This window comes from Pseudomonas sp. Kh14, assembly GCF_900291005.1.
Lineage (GTDB): Bacteria > Pseudomonadota > Gammaproteobacteria > Pseudomonadales > Pseudomonadaceae > Aquipseudomonas > Aquipseudomonas alloputida.
The window spans coordinates 905605-921154 of record NZ_OLKJ01000038.1; the positions used below are offsets into that span (position 1 = coordinate 905605).

12 protein-coding genes are annotated in these 15550 nt (G+C 56.2%); 4 read left to right on the plus strand and 8 right to left on the minus strand.

The annotated features are described in order from the left end of the window. Positions 1-27: 27 nt before the first annotated feature. The 3 genes from FQ668_RS26590 to FQ668_RS26600 form a co-directional block, all read right to left on the minus strand. Positions 28-3189 carry a CusA/CzcA family heavy metal efflux RND transporter gene (locus tag FQ668_RS26590; protein WP_010951454.1) on the minus strand — a complete coding sequence of 1054 codons (3162 nt, stop codon included), beginning with the start codon at positions 3187-3189 and terminating at the stop codon, positions 28-30. A gap of 24 nt (positions 3190-3213) precedes the next feature. After that, the gene (locus tag FQ668_RS26595) at positions 3214-4464 is read right to left on the minus strand and encodes an efflux RND transporter periplasmic adaptor subunit (RefSeq protein ID WP_010951455.1); all 1251 of its coding nucleotides are present in this window, start codon (positions 4462-4464) and stop codon (positions 3214-3216) included. A gap of 68 nt (positions 4465-4532) precedes the next feature. After that, complete coding sequence (locus tag FQ668_RS26600; RefSeq protein ID WP_010951456.1) at positions 4533-5804, minus strand: TolC family protein; 1272 nt, start codon at positions 5802-5804, stop codon at positions 4533-4535. 403 nt (positions 5805-6207) lie between these two features. Here FQ668_RS26600 and FQ668_RS26605 point away from each other — a divergent pair, with 403 nt between their 5' ends. The 3 genes from FQ668_RS26605 (at position 6208) to FQ668_RS26615 (ending at position 9155) form a co-directional block, all read left to right on the plus strand. Then, a complete protein-coding gene (locus FQ668_RS26605) occupies positions 6208-7551 on the plus strand; it encodes an OprD family porin (RefSeq protein ID WP_003253422.1) in 1344 nt (447 codons plus the stop codon). 488 nt (positions 7552-8039) lie between these two features. Then, positions 8040-8714 carry a heavy metal response regulator transcription factor gene (locus FQ668_RS26610; protein ID WP_003253420.1) on the plus strand — a complete coding sequence of 225 codons (675 nt, stop codon included), beginning with the start codon at positions 8040-8042 and terminating at the stop codon, positions 8712-8714. Between the two features lie 117 nt (positions 8715-8831). Next, positions 8832-9155, plus strand: coding sequence for a hypothetical protein (locus FQ668_RS26615; protein WP_010951457.1), 324 nt, complete (start codon positions 8832-8834; stop codon positions 9153-9155). 101 nt (positions 9156-9256) lie between these two features. On the opposite strand, the gene FQ668_RS26620 is transcribed toward FQ668_RS26615, so the two are convergent. The 5 genes from FQ668_RS26620 to FQ668_RS26640 form a co-directional block, all read right to left on the minus strand. Continuing rightward, entirely contained in the window at positions 9257-9784 is a 528-nt protein-coding gene (locus FQ668_RS26620; protein ID WP_012269855.1) for a hypothetical protein, read from the minus strand. A gap of 189 nt (positions 9785-9973) precedes the next feature. After that, the gene (locus tag FQ668_RS26625) at positions 9974-11371 is read right to left on the minus strand and encodes a hypothetical protein (RefSeq protein ID WP_230491487.1); all 1398 of its coding nucleotides are present in this window, start codon (positions 11369-11371) and stop codon (positions 9974-9976) included. Positions 11372-11452: 81 nt separating this feature from the next. Then, entirely contained in the window at positions 11453-11854 is a 402-nt protein-coding gene (locus FQ668_RS26630; protein ID WP_012269857.1) for a hypothetical protein, read from the minus strand. A gap of 738 nt (positions 11855-12592) precedes the next feature. Beyond that, a complete protein-coding gene (locus FQ668_RS26635) occupies positions 12593-13000 on the minus strand; it encodes an RcnB family protein (RefSeq protein WP_144180724.1) in 408 nt (135 codons plus the stop codon). Between the two features lie 130 nt (positions 13001-13130). Beyond that, complete coding sequence (locus FQ668_RS26640; protein ID WP_053867750.1) at positions 13131-14423, minus strand: sigma-54-dependent Fis family transcriptional regulator; 1293 nt, start codon at positions 14421-14423, stop codon at positions 13131-13133. A 222-nt stretch (positions 14424-14645) separates the two neighbouring features. On the opposite strand from FQ668_RS26640, the gene FQ668_RS26645 reads away from it, so the two are divergent. Continuing rightward, positions 14646-15530 (plus strand): MBL fold metallo-hydrolase, encoded by an 885-nt coding sequence (locus FQ668_RS26645; RefSeq protein ID WP_010951461.1) that lies wholly within the window; start codon positions 14646-14648, stop codon positions 15528-15530. Positions 15531-15550: the final 20 nt, after the last annotated feature.

Sequence of the window (15550 nt, forward strand, 5' to 3'; positions counted from 1 at the left end):
TTGTGGGCTTCTCTTTAGCGGAGGCTGTTAGCTAACCACTTCGGCCTCGTCGCCGTCTTCATCCTTGCGGTGTGCCCAGTGATACAGGGCAGGCAGTACCAGCAAGGTCAGTGCGGTGGAGGACAGGATCCCGCCAATCACCACCGTCGCCAATGGCCGCTGAACTTCGGCACCGGTGCCGGTGGCCAAAGCCATCGGGATGAAGCCCAGGGACGCTACCAAGGCTGTCATCAGAACAGGTCGCAGACGGGTCAATGCACCTTCATCGACTGCCTGTCTGAGCGTTCGTCCCTCCTCCCTTAGCCCGCGGATGAAGGCAATCATCACCAGGCCGTTCAGTACTGCAACGCCGGACAGTGCAATGAAGCCGACACCTGCCGAGATCGACAGTGGGATGTCCCGCAGCCACAACGCCACAACACCACCGGTGAGTGCGAATGGAATACCGGTGAAGACCAGCATGCCGTCCTTCAGGTTGTTGAACATCAGGAACAACAAGGTCATGACCAGCAGCAAGGCGACTGGAACAACGATCTGCAGGCGTTTGGCAGCCGACTGCAGCTGCTCGAACTGGCCCCCCCAAGTCGTCCAGTAGCCCGCAGGGATTTGCACCTTCTTGTCCAGCGATGCGGTCGCCTCCTCAACGAAGGACCCCAGATCGCGGCCTCGAACGTTGGCGCTGACGATAACCAGACGTTTGCCGTTCTCGCGGCTGATTTGGTTCGGGCCCAGTTGCAGGTCCAGATTGGCGACCTGGGACAGCGGGATGAAGCCGATCTGATTGGCACCCTGTGCCGCATTGGCAGGTACCGGGATCAGCAAGCTGGACATACCCGCTACGTCGGTGCGAACGGTCTCTGGTAGGCGTACTACCATGTCGAACCGACGGTCGCCCTCATACAGCGTGCCGGCCTGACGGCCACCCACGGCGATAGCGATCGAGTTCTGAACATCCGCGATGTTCAGGCCGTAGCGTGCTGCTTTTTCGCGGTCAATGTTGATGGTCAGCACCGGCAGGCCGGATGTCTGCTCAACTTTCACTTCCGATGAGCCCGGGACCGCTTTGAGCGCTGCCGCGATCTTGTTGGCGGTGTTGTTGAGCACGTCCATGTCATCGCCGAAGACTTTCACAGCGACGTCACTACGCACGCCCGAAATCAGCTCGTTGAAACGCAGTTGGATTGGCTGCGACAACTCGTAGTTGCTTCCTGGAACACCCGCTGCGGCCTTCTGCACTTCAGCAATCAGCTCATCACGAGGCTTCTTCGGGTTAGGCCACTGATCCTGAGGCTTGAGCATGATGTAGGCGTCAGAGGCGTTCGGCGGCATCGGGTCAGATGCAATTTCTGCGGTACCCGAGCGTGCGAACATCCGCTCAACTTCAGGCACCTGCGCAATCACCGCTTTCTCCAGACGCTGCTGCATCTCGACAGATTGAGTGAGGCTCGTTCCAGGCACACGCATGGCCTGCATCGCAAAGTCACCCTCACTGAGGCTTGGGATGAACTCGCTACCCATACGACTTGCCAGCAAACCACTGAGCACGACCAAGGCTACTGCGGCCGAGAAAGCGATGTTCCGATGTCCCAGCACCCATTGCAGAACCGGTTCATAGCGCAGTCGAGCTGTGCGCATGACCACGCCTTCCTCTTCCTTCACCTTGCCAGTGACGAACATGGCAATAGCTGCAGGAACAAAGGTAACGGACAGGACCATTGCACCCAGCAGCGCCATCACAACGGTGAAGGCCATCGGGTGGAACATTTTGCCTTCGACGCCGGTGAGGGCGAAGATCGGCAGGTACACCACCATGATGATCAGCTGACCGAAGATCAGCGGCCGGCGAGCTTCTCGCGCCGCGGCAAAGACCTCGTGGAAGCGTTCGGTTTTGGTGAGCATGCGGCCATGCTTATGTTGCGCATGAGCCAGTCGACGGATCGCGTTTTCTACAATAACCACGGCACCGTCGACGATGATGCCGAAGTCGAGTGCCCCCAAACTCATTAAGTTGGCACTGACCTTGTTGTTGAACATGCCTGTGAAGGTGAACAGCATGGACAGCGGAATCACCATCGCGGTGATCAGAGCCGCACGGATGTTGCCGAGGAACAGGAACAGAATGGCGATAACCAGGATCGCGCCTTCCACCAGGTTCTTCTTCACCGTCGCGATGGCTTTTTCAACCAGGTTGGTACGGTCGTAAACAGTCACAGCCACCACGCCCTTTGGCAGGGTGCGGTTGATGTCCGCCAATTTGGCGGCGACAGCTTGAGATACGGTGCGGCTGTTTTCACCAATCAGCATGAACACGGTACCGAGCACGACTTCGCGGCCGTTCTCAGTAGCAGCACCTGTACGGAGCTCTTTACCGATGCTGACGTCAGCAACGCTGCTGATGCGAATCGGTGCACCATCCACACTGGTGATCACGATGTTGGCGATGTCTTCGATATTGCCTACCTGACCCGGTGCACGGATGAGCAACTGTTCACCATTACGCTCGATGTAGCCGGCACCGACGTTGGCGTTGTTACTTTCCAACGCTGCGACCAGGTCATTGAGTGTCAGCTTGTAGGTAGCCAGGCGCTTTGGATCCGGCGCAACCAGGAACTGCTTGGCATAACCGCCGATGGTATTGATCTCGGCCACACCCGGGACGTTACGCAGCTGAGGCTTGATGATCCAGTCCTGGATCACGCGCAGGTCGGTCGGGGTGTACGGCGTACCGTCCTCTTTGACCGCGCCATCTTCGGCTTCAACAGTCCACAGGAAGATCTCGCCGAGGCCGGTAGATACCGGACCCATGACGGCCTCTACACCTTCTGGCAGCTGTTCCTTCGCAACCTGCAGCCGCTCGTTGATCAACTGGCGGGCAAAGAAGATGTCAGTGCCATCCTTGAAGATCACGGTGACCTGAGACAGGCCAGAGCGAGACAGGGAACGGGTCTGCTGAAGGCCCGGGAGACCGGCCATGGCCGTTTCAACTGGAAACGTGATCCGTTGTTCGGTTTCCAAGGGCGAGTAACCAGGCGCTGCAGTGTTGATCTGCACCTGGACGTTGGTGATATCGGGTACCGCATCGATGGGCAGCTTTTGATAGCTGTAGATACCGATACCCGCCATGATCAGAACGGCGATCATTACTACGATGCGCTGCTCGATGGCGAATCTGATGATACGTTCAAACATGAGAAATCATCCTGTCAGTTCGCATCAGTGACCGTGTTCGGCAGAAGCTTTGCCGAGCTCGGACTTGAGTGTGAAGCTGCCACTGGTTGCTACCTGGGCGCCGGCTTCAATACCGTCGATGATTTCCACGTACCCATTGTCGCGGCGACCCAGTTTTACCGGGCGGGTGTCAAAGCCATCTGGGGTGCGTACGAATACCGAAGGTTTGTCTTCAACGGTCTGCACAGCGTGCTCAGGGACCGCTACGGCAACTCGATCGGTCTGGGAGGTGACCGCAATGTTTACGAACAGGCCTGGACGCCAGGCGCCGTTGGGGTTGGTCAAGGTGACGCGGACAGTAGCTGCACGGTTTTGCTCGCCCAGCAGGCTGCCGACATAACCCACCTTCCCTTCGACCTCGACGTTCATGTCAGGCGAAGAGACTTTCACTGCACGGCCAGTCGTGACCTTGCCCAGATCTGTCGGCGGAACTGCGAAGGTCGCCCAGACCTGATTCAGGTCGGAAAGGATGAAGGCGTTGGTCGCCTCGCTGACGACTTCGCCGACGGTCAGGTGTTTCTCCACTACCACGGCGTCGAAGGGAGCGCGGAGCTCGTAACGATTACCGCCAACGGAGTTAACCGAGGCACCGATTGCGCCGACCTTCTGCTTGGCGTTGGCCAAGGAGATCTCCGCTTCTTGCAGCGCTTGGCGTGCTTGGAGGTAGTCTTGCTCTGCAGAGATCTTGTCCTGCCACAGTTGCTTCTCACGTTCGAAGGTCACACGCGCCAGTTCGACGCGACGCTGTGCGGCCTGTTGTTCGCTGCGCAGGTCAGAGATCTGCTGGCTGGCGATTACCGCGAGGACTTGCCCTTTCTTGACCGTCTCGCCCAGGTTGGCCTGGACAGCCTCAACAACGCCAGGAACACGAGGAACCACGTGGGCAGTACGATCTTCGTCGAAGCGAATTTCGCCAGGGAAGCTCACGACGGTACCGAGGTCACGAGGCGCTGCAGCTTCCAGGGCAACACCAGCGGCCTTGATCTGTTCAGCGCTGAGCGTCAGCTTGCCCTCTTCTTCACCGCCCTCTTCGCTGTGGCCTTCTTCACCATGGCCCTCATCACCTTCCTCTTTGGCGGCAGATGCGGCTTTCTTTTCGTCGCCATGGCCATCGTTAGCGCCATGCTCGGCAGTACTGGCGGCCTGCTGTCCGGAACTGTTGTTCCAGGCAAGGCTGCCAAATCCGAGGGCTGCCACAGCGGCTACCGCGAGGGCGATCTTGCGTTTGTTATCCATTGCTACTCCTGCTGATCGTAGGCACCGGCTTGTTCAAGGCTGTGTGCCGAAGAAAATGTTTGGCCCGTTCAGCGAGTGCCGGCGGTTGAGCCGACTTCGCCATAAACCCTTTCCACCTGCGCACGCGCATTGGTCGCCGCTGCCAACGATTCGAGGTATTGGCCACGAGCGACGATCAAGGTGCGCTGGGCATCCAGCACTTCGATGAAACCGAATTTGCCCATCTCGAAGCCGCGGGTTGCGGTCTCTACGGCTTGTTGGGCTGAAGGCAGAATGGTCTTGTCGTAGGACTCGACCTCCTGCATGGCGGTGGACCATTGGTTCAACGCGGTTTGGGTTTCGGTGCGCAGGCGCAGCTCAACAGCATTGCGCTGGTCCCGGGCCTGATCTGCACGACGAGAAGCGGAAAGAATGTTGCCCTGGTTACGATCGAACAGCGGCAAAGGCATAGACAGGCCCACAGTGTTGACCCGCTCGCGCACAGAGCGGTCGTACTGGCTACCTACACTGACAGTAAGGTTCGGGATACGCTGAGCTTTCTCTGAGCCGAGCGAGGCATCGCTCTTGTCTATCTGCACCACGGCCTGACGCATTTCTGCTGTTTGGTCGAGCTTAGCCAGCAGATCTTCAGTGCGAGGTGGCAAGCCCGGGGAGAGGGTTGGCGATTCGAGTCGATCAAACACGGTGACTGAGCTCCCGGTAATTTGAGCGAGCTGTTGGTAAGCGGTCGCTTTTTCCGTTTCTGCACGTCGAACTTGCAGCTGGGCTTCGGCCAGTTGCACTTGAGCGCGGGTCGCCTCCACTGGGGACGACTTACCTGCGCGAACACGGCCATCGACGATGCGAAGACCGCGCTCAGTCAGTTCGAGAGATTGCTTGGCCAGGTCGAGACCTGTCTGGGCCCGCAACGCGGCGTAAAAGGCTTGGACGACATCTGCACGCAGGCCGTTAACGCGACGGTCTAACTCAAGCTGTGCGGCGGTCTGCCCGTATGTGGCGACGTCAACACGAGCCCCCCGCTTACCGCCCAGCTCAAGGGTCTGGCTGAGAGAGACAGTCGTCTGGCTGGTGTTACGACGGGTGTCTTCCACGTCATACGAGATTGTGGGGTTGGGGATAAGCCCGGCCTGCTTGCGAGCACCATCAGCGATCCCAATTTCTTGCCTGGCCGCGGCCAGGTCTGGGTTGGCATCCATGGCCGTCGAAAGCGCCTGGGGCAAGCTGATGCTTTGGGCAAGGGCTGCAGGCGCCATCAACCCAGAGATGACTGCACAGAGTGCAGCGATCTTCCAGGGCGAGACGGGGGTCTTGGGTAAGACATTGCGGTTATACCGGGGCACTTTGATGGTCCTCGTGCACAAACTTCGATAAAGCTTGGCGAGAACGCCGAAACAGCTGCCAAGCCCCACTTGATTAGGTGATGGCACTCTAATGAGCGGTAGCTATCAGAGGGGTGGCTAGAAAATTACAATTCCGTAAGAATGTCCTGTAATGCCCGAAAATACTGGGAAACCAAACCCGACACGATGATTTCGTTACAAGCAACGGAGATGGCAAACACGCGGTGCGAAGGCCCGAACAACAGGTAGATGACGAAATTGTAATTTTCCTATCACCCCCCCGTTATCTTCGGCCTGCAAATATGAGCTCGCGCTACGCTAGGCGCGCCGCCTGGTCAGAACAATTAACGACACCCGCGCCGGTAAACATAATAAAAACTGCCGTGAATCAAAGGAGCATCGGATGAAAATCAAAGTACCACTGTATTTGGCGGCAGTTTCTGCGCTGTCTGGAAGCTATGCTATTTCGGCACAGGCAGAAGACAAGCCAGAAGGCTTCATTGAAGGCAGCAGCCTTACAGTGCTGAACCGTAACTTCTACTTCAACCGTGATAACCGCGACAGCACTGCCCCCACTTATAACAGTGGCAAGGGCAACACCAACGGCTACTCCGAAGCCTGGGCGCACGCGATCATCAGCAAATTCAACTCTGGGTTTACCCAGGGAACCGTTGGCTTTGGCGTTGATGCCTTCGCCATGATCGGCCTCAAGCTCGACACCGGTGATGGGCGCAACGGCGGCCGTAGCTCCTTCGACGTGCTACCCGTTGATAACAAGGGCGAAGCTCGCGACGAATACACCAAGGTCGGCGGCGCAGCCAAAGTCCGCTTGTTCGATACCATCGTGAAAGTAGGTGATGTTTTCCCATCGACTCCGGTCGTTGCATCCGGCGACTCTCGCCTGCTGCCAGAAAGCTTCCGCGGCGTGACCGTTGAGAACACCAGCATCCAAGGCCTCACCCTGCAGGGTGGTCGTCTGCATGCGATGAGCCAGCCGGTCTCAAGCAACCTGAACGACAACTTCGTGACGTTCTACGGCGGCCCGGTCAACTCGCCATGGATCGGTTACGGTGGCGGTGACTACTCGATCAACGACAACTGGACTGTGAGCGTCTACGCCAGCCAGCTGAAAGACGTCTGGAATCAGTACTACGCCGGCACCAGCGTGGTTTACCCGCTGAGCGACGATCTGGCGCTGATCGGTGGCTTCAACTACTACAAAGCCGTAGATGAAGGTAAGAAGCGCCTGGGTGAATTCGACAACAACATCTGGAGTGCCAAGGTCGGCGTGCGTTACGGTGCCCATACCCTAGCCCTGTCGCACCAGCGCAACAACGGCGACGACGATTTTGACTACCTGCGTCAGTCGGACTCGATTTTCGTCGACAACTCCATCCAGTACAGCGACTTCAACTCGCCGAAAGAGCGTTCCTGGATGCTGCGCTATGACCTGAACTTCACCAGCTACGGCATTCCAGGCCTGACGTTCATGACCCGCTACGCCAGAGGCTCGGGCGCGGATTACTCGAACGCTAACCAGTTCTACATGCGCACTGATGACAACGGCAACCCGCTCGACAATCAGAAGCGTTGGGAGCGTGACGTCGAAGTCAAATACGTTGTCCAAACCGGTCCAGCAAAAGATCTGTCCTTCCGGTTGCGCCAGGCAACCACACGTGCCACTGCATTCGAATCGGATCTGGATGAAACCCGTGTGATCATTGAGTACCCGCTTTCGATTCTGTAATTCGCTAACTGGACCAGTTATTCATTAACTGGTCCTATTAGTAAAACGAGCATTACGAATTCACCTTGAGTGGCTTAAGTGCTCCTTTGGTAAAAGGTGGATATTTGGCGCCCATTGGGCGCCTTTTTTTGCCTAAAATTCAAGTAGGCGTTCGATTGTACGCATCGCATGCCGGTGAAGTTCATGACTACACCAATGACCAGTCTCTTCAATGTGAGCGACCTCGCCGTCATCTGAGCGGAACGAAGCCAGCACAAAGAAGAAAATAACCCAATACTTCATAAGGTCAAATCACCTGCTGGAGAGAGGGCCCGCAACTGTCAAACCCAAACCGCGACAAGATATACCGCCAGACTATCAACTGTATTACCTAGAAATTACAAATCCGTCATTTGAGCCCCGGCACGCTCATTTTGATTTACCATCCCTTTCAATAATGCCGGCGCGCGTGCGCGGTTAATTGCTCAGTGATATCGAGACAAAATCCCATGCGAATTCTGGTAATTGAGGATGAAGTAAAAACTGCGGAGTATGTGCGTCAAGGTCTGACGGAATGTGGCTATGTCGTAGATTGCGTCCACACCGGGTCAGATGGATTATTCTTGGCTAAGCAGCACGAATATGAGCTGATTATCCTGGATATAAATCTGCCAGAGATGGACGGTTGGCAGGTCCTTGAGTTGTTGCGTCGTAAAAACTGCCCTTCCCGTATCATGATGCTGACGGCGAGAAGCCGGCTGGCGGATAAGGTCCGGGGGCTGGAGAACGGAGCAGATGACTACCTGATCAAGCCATTTGAGTTCCCTGAGCTGCTGGCCCGGGTTCGCGCCTTGATGCGCAGGTCAGATCACCCTGCATCCGTAGAGGTCATTCGCGTCGCTGACCTGGAGCTTGATCAGAGCCGGCACAGGGCATTCAGGGACGGTCAGCGCATTGACCTGACCACGAAAGAATTCGCGTTACTGCATTACCTGATGCGTAATACCGGTGTGGTGCTGAGCCGCACCCAAATTATTTCGCAGGTTTGGGATATGAATTTTGACTGCGACACAAACGTTGTAGAGGTGTCGATTCGAAGACTCAGAGCCAAGATAGATGACCCTTTCGAGACCAAACTGATACATACGCTTCGGGGCGTAGGGTATGTGCTTGAAAAACGATAGTTGCCAAGCTCTCTAGTACCGAAAATCCGCTACATGCTCCCGTCGCTTGCGAACTTGAGGTTTCTGTTTACGATCCGCGGCGCTGATTCCTCACTCAACAAATGAGGTAGGCTGTACATGAGGTATAGCATTGATTATCAGCAGGTTTCGCAAGGACAATCCGATGCCAGCATTGATGCCTGTCCAGCTGACATTGTCTTCAACAGCGACCATGGCCTAGCTCTTATCCCGTGCGTTGGCGATGTTATCAACCTCCCCTCTACGGCGGTCAAAGAAGGGGTTTGCGGCATCGTTAGATCAAGGATTTTCAATTATCTCAGAGGTCCTGAAGAGCTGTACTGTCACGTCAATATTCTCGTTGAGGAGGCGGACATCAATTTCGAAAGTCTCATCTCGGAATACATGCGCAATCAGTCACGTGCTCGCTCGCCTTCTTCATAAAGTCGAAGGCGGGCCAGTCCATTAATGGTTGTGTATGGGTGAGGGTTCAGCAGAGCGAGCGCCTACTGAGCACCAGAGATGAATAGTCACAGCCTAGTGGTTTAACGCGGTACTGCTGGTGTACGCAGGGCCGGACTCATTGTTTTTTGAATGGCGCATTGCAGCACATAGAAATATAAAACCCCGGAAGCAAATACGATTGCGGACAGATAAGCAAACTCAGAGTCTAAAACCCCGGAAACCATATACAATTTAATCGTGATAGAACCCATAATAATTCCGGTACAGTACATGACGCCTGTGAACTGATTGCCCAAAAAACTCAGTATGCCGCTGAAGGCATTGTTCGCACTCAACAGCATTGCTTTCAGTATCGTCCAGCCGAGAACTGGCAGAAAAGCCTTGATCATGAAGGCGAATAACATCGACGATGCAAACAGTTTTATCGGGGTTTCTGCCCACGGCTTGATGGTGCCGTCTACTTCAACGCCGGTATACAAGATGATATTCAGAATAATCGCCATAAGGGTGCATATGCCGAGGCGTATCATTTCCCGCTTAAGCGGGGCCATCATTATCACTGCGTGAATCTTGTTTCCAAAGTATCGTTTTAGTCCTTGGATCGACATTTTTCTTCCTATGCTCTCGGGTATGACGCTGTTGTAGCGTTGTATGACGGTCATGCTTTTACCCGAAGAGAGGTGACGCTTCAACGGTCCTGAATTGCGCAGGGGATCTCATGTCCTTCCCCTGGCTGGGTAGCTTGCTGAGAAATTCTCATCTACCTGCGTGGCAACGATGCGGCCACCCCGCCGCCGTCAGAGCTCTGGAGGACTGGCTGCTGTCAGCAACTCATCGAGTGACGGAACCTTAGCGTTTGCACTGAGGACGAGTGTTCTGGATCGGAGTATGGATACATCAAAGAAAGATTCGCACTCGACTCTTCCGTTTACTTCTCTCCAGTGGGTGACTTCTGGTATCAACTCATTAGGCACCGGGTATAGTGCCATAGGGTTATGGAATACCTCCACTTCAGCAGACCACGGCTCGTAGCCATATTGCGGCCAGAGCTGACCGTAGTCGCTGGACGCTACATCCAACAGAAATGGGATACCTCGTGATGCTCCCGGAGAACGGTCGAAAAACTCACCAAACCGCAAGTATCGGTACCCGTCTAGATGAGCTCCACCTGAGATCGGCACTCGGCTGAGCTTTGGCACTGTGCAGGCATTGGTGAAAATGACCGCTGAAAGATGGGCATTTTCCATTAGCGTAAATAGGCCGTTGGGGCGCCCTGATAGCAGAGATGTCTCTTCCTCCACAGTTATCAGGTGCGTACCACGATGCGCAGATGAGTGAACTGCAAAGCCATAGAGATAGCTGATGAGCGACTCCCTGCTCCACAGCATTGAACTGGGCGCATGGAAATCGGCTAAGGCCAGAATGAGCGGCTTACCCTCCACGTGCGGTAGGGATTCGTAACGCTTGTCCAATTTGTTTTGGATGGTCCTCGCAAACCTTTCTGCAGCCGCTCCTAAGAAACGCTCATGTCGGTCAGCGGGTGGGGGGACCGGCGAGGCGCCAAAATGCTCATACCGCTCTTCCGGGTTGGCTGTCACTGCTTCAACCCAGGCCTCATCTCCCAGCCTATTCTCGATGTGAAAATCGGGTGATTCTTTAGGCTGGGTGACCAAGAGTCCCTGTTCACGAAAAATCGCTAATAGGTGGGCTTCCCAGAGGCGGGTGTGAAAATTCTCAGTCTGGCAATCGGGAACCCAATTTCTGTCTGGGGATGGCAGTGCGAGATACAGTTGATTCAGCGCCCACGCCCCAATACGGCGGCTTGGATCAAATAGTGATTTGAACACCACGCTTGGTGTGCGCTTACCCATTCTGCTTAGAGGAGCACGTCGTCGTTCACCTGAAGGGAGTGGAAGCGGATGGGCTTGGGTATAGAGAAAATGGCTGATTGAGGCGCGGGCTTCAGACTCGCCAGTGGTGCGCTCACTATGGCTGAGGAGCACCCACACGCTATCGACACGACGCCGCAAGGTGACAATTCCGAAGCTGCCGGCATGGATATTTCGGGTTAGAGCGGCACAAGAAATTCCGTCCTCACTAAGCCATGCCCCTACTGGCGGGCTGTCCCCAAACCCCAACCCTCGTGGAAGCGACAAAGCGATTAGATCGAACATCGGCGCAGCAATTTCTTTCATTCGCTGATCTCGGCAGCCGTCAAAATGCATTCCATCAATGCCTCGGAGCGTGCCCGCCGGCGATGGCATCGGTGGAGGTACCTATTGAAGAAGGGGGCCTTGTTCCACCAGGACATCTCGGTTGGTGAAGATGGTCTCAATGGTTGCAGCCTCGGCAGCCACATGAGTCTTTCGCGTGATCTCTTCAAGGGCCAGTTCGAGCCGGTAGTCTTGGAAATACTCGTACAGCTTTTCAGAGCTCTCGGATATCTCCTCCCCACCATTCTTCGCGAACAAGATGTGGATGATCGCTGCGAGTGGGAGAGAGATGTCGAGATCCTTCTCTTCTGCATCTGAATCCGAGTTCAAACCGTCGAAATACCTCTCCAGATGACTCTGGAGCTCCTCAAGCCAGAACTGAGATAGGTTGCTTGGAAGGGAGCTTTCAGGCCCGGTCAGAAGGACTTCATCTCTGAATAGAGCCAGCAGATTGGGGTTTGCCATGGAGGACCTCACGATTAGATTTGAGAGCAACTGGTCAGCATAGTCCACCTCAAGATGACCACCTCCTTGACGCCCATCCTGGTGCTCCTGAGCATCAGACGAGTGAATCGCCCCGAAACCTGTAGATACAAAATGACCGCTTCTCGCCGTTAGCTGCCTTTCTTGAAGGACAGCTTTGGGTCGATAGCGGCCTTCGTGGAGGTTGGTGTCTACGGGGTCGGTTTAGTCAATCTGAATCTCCGGTTTCACCTCCGTGAGGCCGGCCATCGTCATGCATCAGATCTTGATTGACACGCGTGCCGCTTTGGATAGCCTTGCAATTGAGGGCTGCAACTGCGCATTTGTCGGGCCTGGGTACCAGCATGAGCCCCCCGCAATTTTGGCAGCAGAGGAAGCTGGTTCCTCTGAAGTAGTGACGGCGGGCATTGCCAGTCGGATTCTGAACCCAAGGTCGCCAGACTAGGAGCTAAAGGATCGCTGCGACTACTCCTCATCCCTCACCGAAAAGTCACGCGTCGGTCGTAAACGGCCCTTTCCAGGCCAATCAACTTTTGTGATTGGTGAGTAGGGATTTCTCGGCTTTTCTGTGAAAAGCACCCCTTCATTTCACAAAAAAAATGGCGAAGATTCCAATTTCACGGGGTCTGGCCTATCACCTATTTTGTGAACCTACATCAGGTGTAATGCGCCACACACTAAGAAGCCCGCTGATGCGGGCTTTTTAGTGCCTGCAAACAATCAGTAGCCGGCCAGAATGTTCACGATCACACCGCTGGCAATGGCCACCAGCACATAGTCGCCATTCACATACAGCCAACGATGATCACGAGGTGGCGCATACAGGTGGCGCGCTTGCCAGTCAGTTACCCAGTAACGATCACCACGGTAATGTGGATCAACGGCATGACCACGCTGCCACTGCTTATGAGGTATCGGCATGCCTTGTTGTGGGCGGAAGTTTGGATCACGGTAAGCAGGTCCGCGGCCATTGTCATGTCGGCCCTGGTGCTGTGGTTGACCATGTGGCGGGTTGCCTTGGTGCGATGGGCCGCCATCATGCCGATCAGGCGGGCCCGGTTGCGCGAAGCTTGCCAGCGGTATGCTGAGCATGAGCGCGGCGCAGATCACGGTTAGGGCTTTCTTCATTTGATGCGGTCCTCTGCCTGTTAATCGCCTGGCAAGTATTGATTGCCAGTTTCGGTTAACTGATCAGACCACGATTTTTCCCTTTCAATGTCAGGGCGCAGGTAAAGGTCCGGTAAAGTCTGGCGTTCTTTCAGTTCAGCCCGAGCGCTTTCAAGCGGCGATACAGCGTGCGTTCACTCATGCCAAGATGACTGGCCAGTTCACTGCGCGAGCCTTTGAACAGCTCCAGCGCCTGCGCCAGCTCACCCAAGTCATTGCGACGGCCGCTTCCTTTAGGCGCGCCAGTCAGCCCAGTGTCTTCCGGTAAATGCTCCGGCCTGATCACACCGTCGTCGGCAAACAAACGCGCGCGTTCCAGAATGTTGCGCAGCTCGCGGATATTGCCCGGAAACGGATGCAATGCAAGTTGCTGCAAGGCGTCTTCACTCAGCCTGGGCGTCGGCTGGCCCACCATGCGCTGCAGCAGGCTTTGTGCGAGCAGCGGCAGATCCTCCACCCGTTCGCGCAATGCAGGCAGACGAATCGGGAAGCCACTGATGCGGTAATACAGGTCTTCACGGAAGGAGCCATCCGCGACCATTTGTTTAAGTGGTTTATGGGTGGCCGATATCAGGCGGAAATCCGAATGCACAGTGCGCAGGCTGCCCACAGGACGGAAACTGCCGGACTCTATCAGGCGCAGCAGCTTCACCTGCATCGCCAGCGGCACTTCACCGATTTCGTCGAGGAACAGGGTGCCGCCATGGGCTGCCTCGGCCAAGCCGGTCTTGCGCTGATTCGCCCCGGTGAACGCACCCTTCTCATAGCCGAACAGTTCACTCTCGAACAACGACTCGGTCAGACCGGTGCAGTCCACCACCACCAGTGGGCCGTTGGCCCTGGGGCTGCCCATGTGCACTGCACGGGCGAACAGCTCCTTGCCGGTCCCCGACTCCCCCTGCAACAACACCGGGATCTGCGCCGGTGCCGCACGCTGCAGGCTGGCCAGCGCGGCCTTGAAGGTTGGCGCGCGGCCGACCAACCCTTGCTCCTGAGGCTGCGCCGAGGCGAGGGTAATGGTGGTGAGGCGTTCGACAAAGGCCACTACCTTGCCCTGTTCATCCAGGATCGGCCGCAACTCGACATCCACATGCTCCGGGCCGCGTGGTGTGTGATGAATGTGCAATACCCGTTCCGGTACCTTGCTGTCCCACGCCTTGCGCATCGGGCAATGTTCGCCAGCCTGGTCGCACGGCACAGCGTAGTGATGCGAAACCCTGTGGCACTTCTCGCCCAGTGGGGCCTGATCATGCCGCCCAAACTGACGGCGATAGGCCGCATTGGCGGCGAGGATGTTGTAGTCGGTGTCCAACACGATGGTCGGGAGGGCATCGTGCTCGAGGTAGGAAACCAGAGCTAGGATGAGGGGATGGGCTTCAGGCATGACGGCACCGTATGGATGACCGACGCAGGGTAACAAGGACTGCCAAACACTGCCATTGGCTGTCAGTCGACTGCCATCTGGGCTGCCAGTTTTGACGGCAGCAGTCTGCAACTGGACGGTTTTACTGGCCAGTGAGTGGCAAAAAGCCTGGCATGCATCTTGATAAAGCTCCTGTCACTGCCTACGCCTGTACAAGGCGGGGCGGATAAATTGGAGAACGTGATGATCATCGGCAACAACCTTCACGTGGACGCCTTCTACGACGAGGCGACCTCGACCATCAGCTACCTGGTCATGGACCGTGAAACCCGACAATGCGCATTGATCGACAGCGTGCTGGATTACGACCCCAAGTCCGGGCGCACCTGCAGCGCTTCGGCTGATCGCCTGATCGAGCGTGTGAACGAGCTGAATGCCAGTGTGCGCTGGGTGCTGGAAACCCATGTACACGCCGACCACCTTTCAGCCGCTGCCTACCTGAAGGAAAAGCTGGGCGGCCATACCGCAATTGGCGCGCACATTACCCAGGTGCAGAAAGTGTTTGGCGCCTTGTTCAACGCTGAGCCCGGCTTCGCCCGTGATGGCAGCCAGTTCGATGTGCTGCTCGAAGACGAGGAAGGTTTCCGTATTGGCAACCTGCAGGCCCGTGCGTTGCACACGCCTGGGCACACACCCGCGTGCATGAGTTTCATGATCGAAGATGCTGGCGAGATCGCGGTGTTCGTTGGAGACACCTTGTTCATGCCCGACTATGGCACCGCCCGCTGCGACTTCCCCGGGGCCGATGCCCGCACCTTGTATCGCTCAATCCGTCGCCTGCTGGCTTTCCCCGATCAGACGCGGTTGTTCATGTGCCACGACTACCTGCCAGGTGGCCGTGACATGCAGTACGTCACAACTGTCGCCGAGCAGCGCGCCCACAACATTCACATCCACCAGGGTATCGATGAGGACAGCTTCGTTGCCATGCGCGAAGCCCGCGACAAGACGCTCGAAATGCCTGTGCTGATCCTGCCTTCGGTGCAGGTGAACATGCGTAGCGGCCAGCTACCCCCTCCGGAGGCGAACGGCGTGAGCTATCTGAAGATCCCGCTGAACAAGCTGTAACCGCCCTGCCCCCATAATCA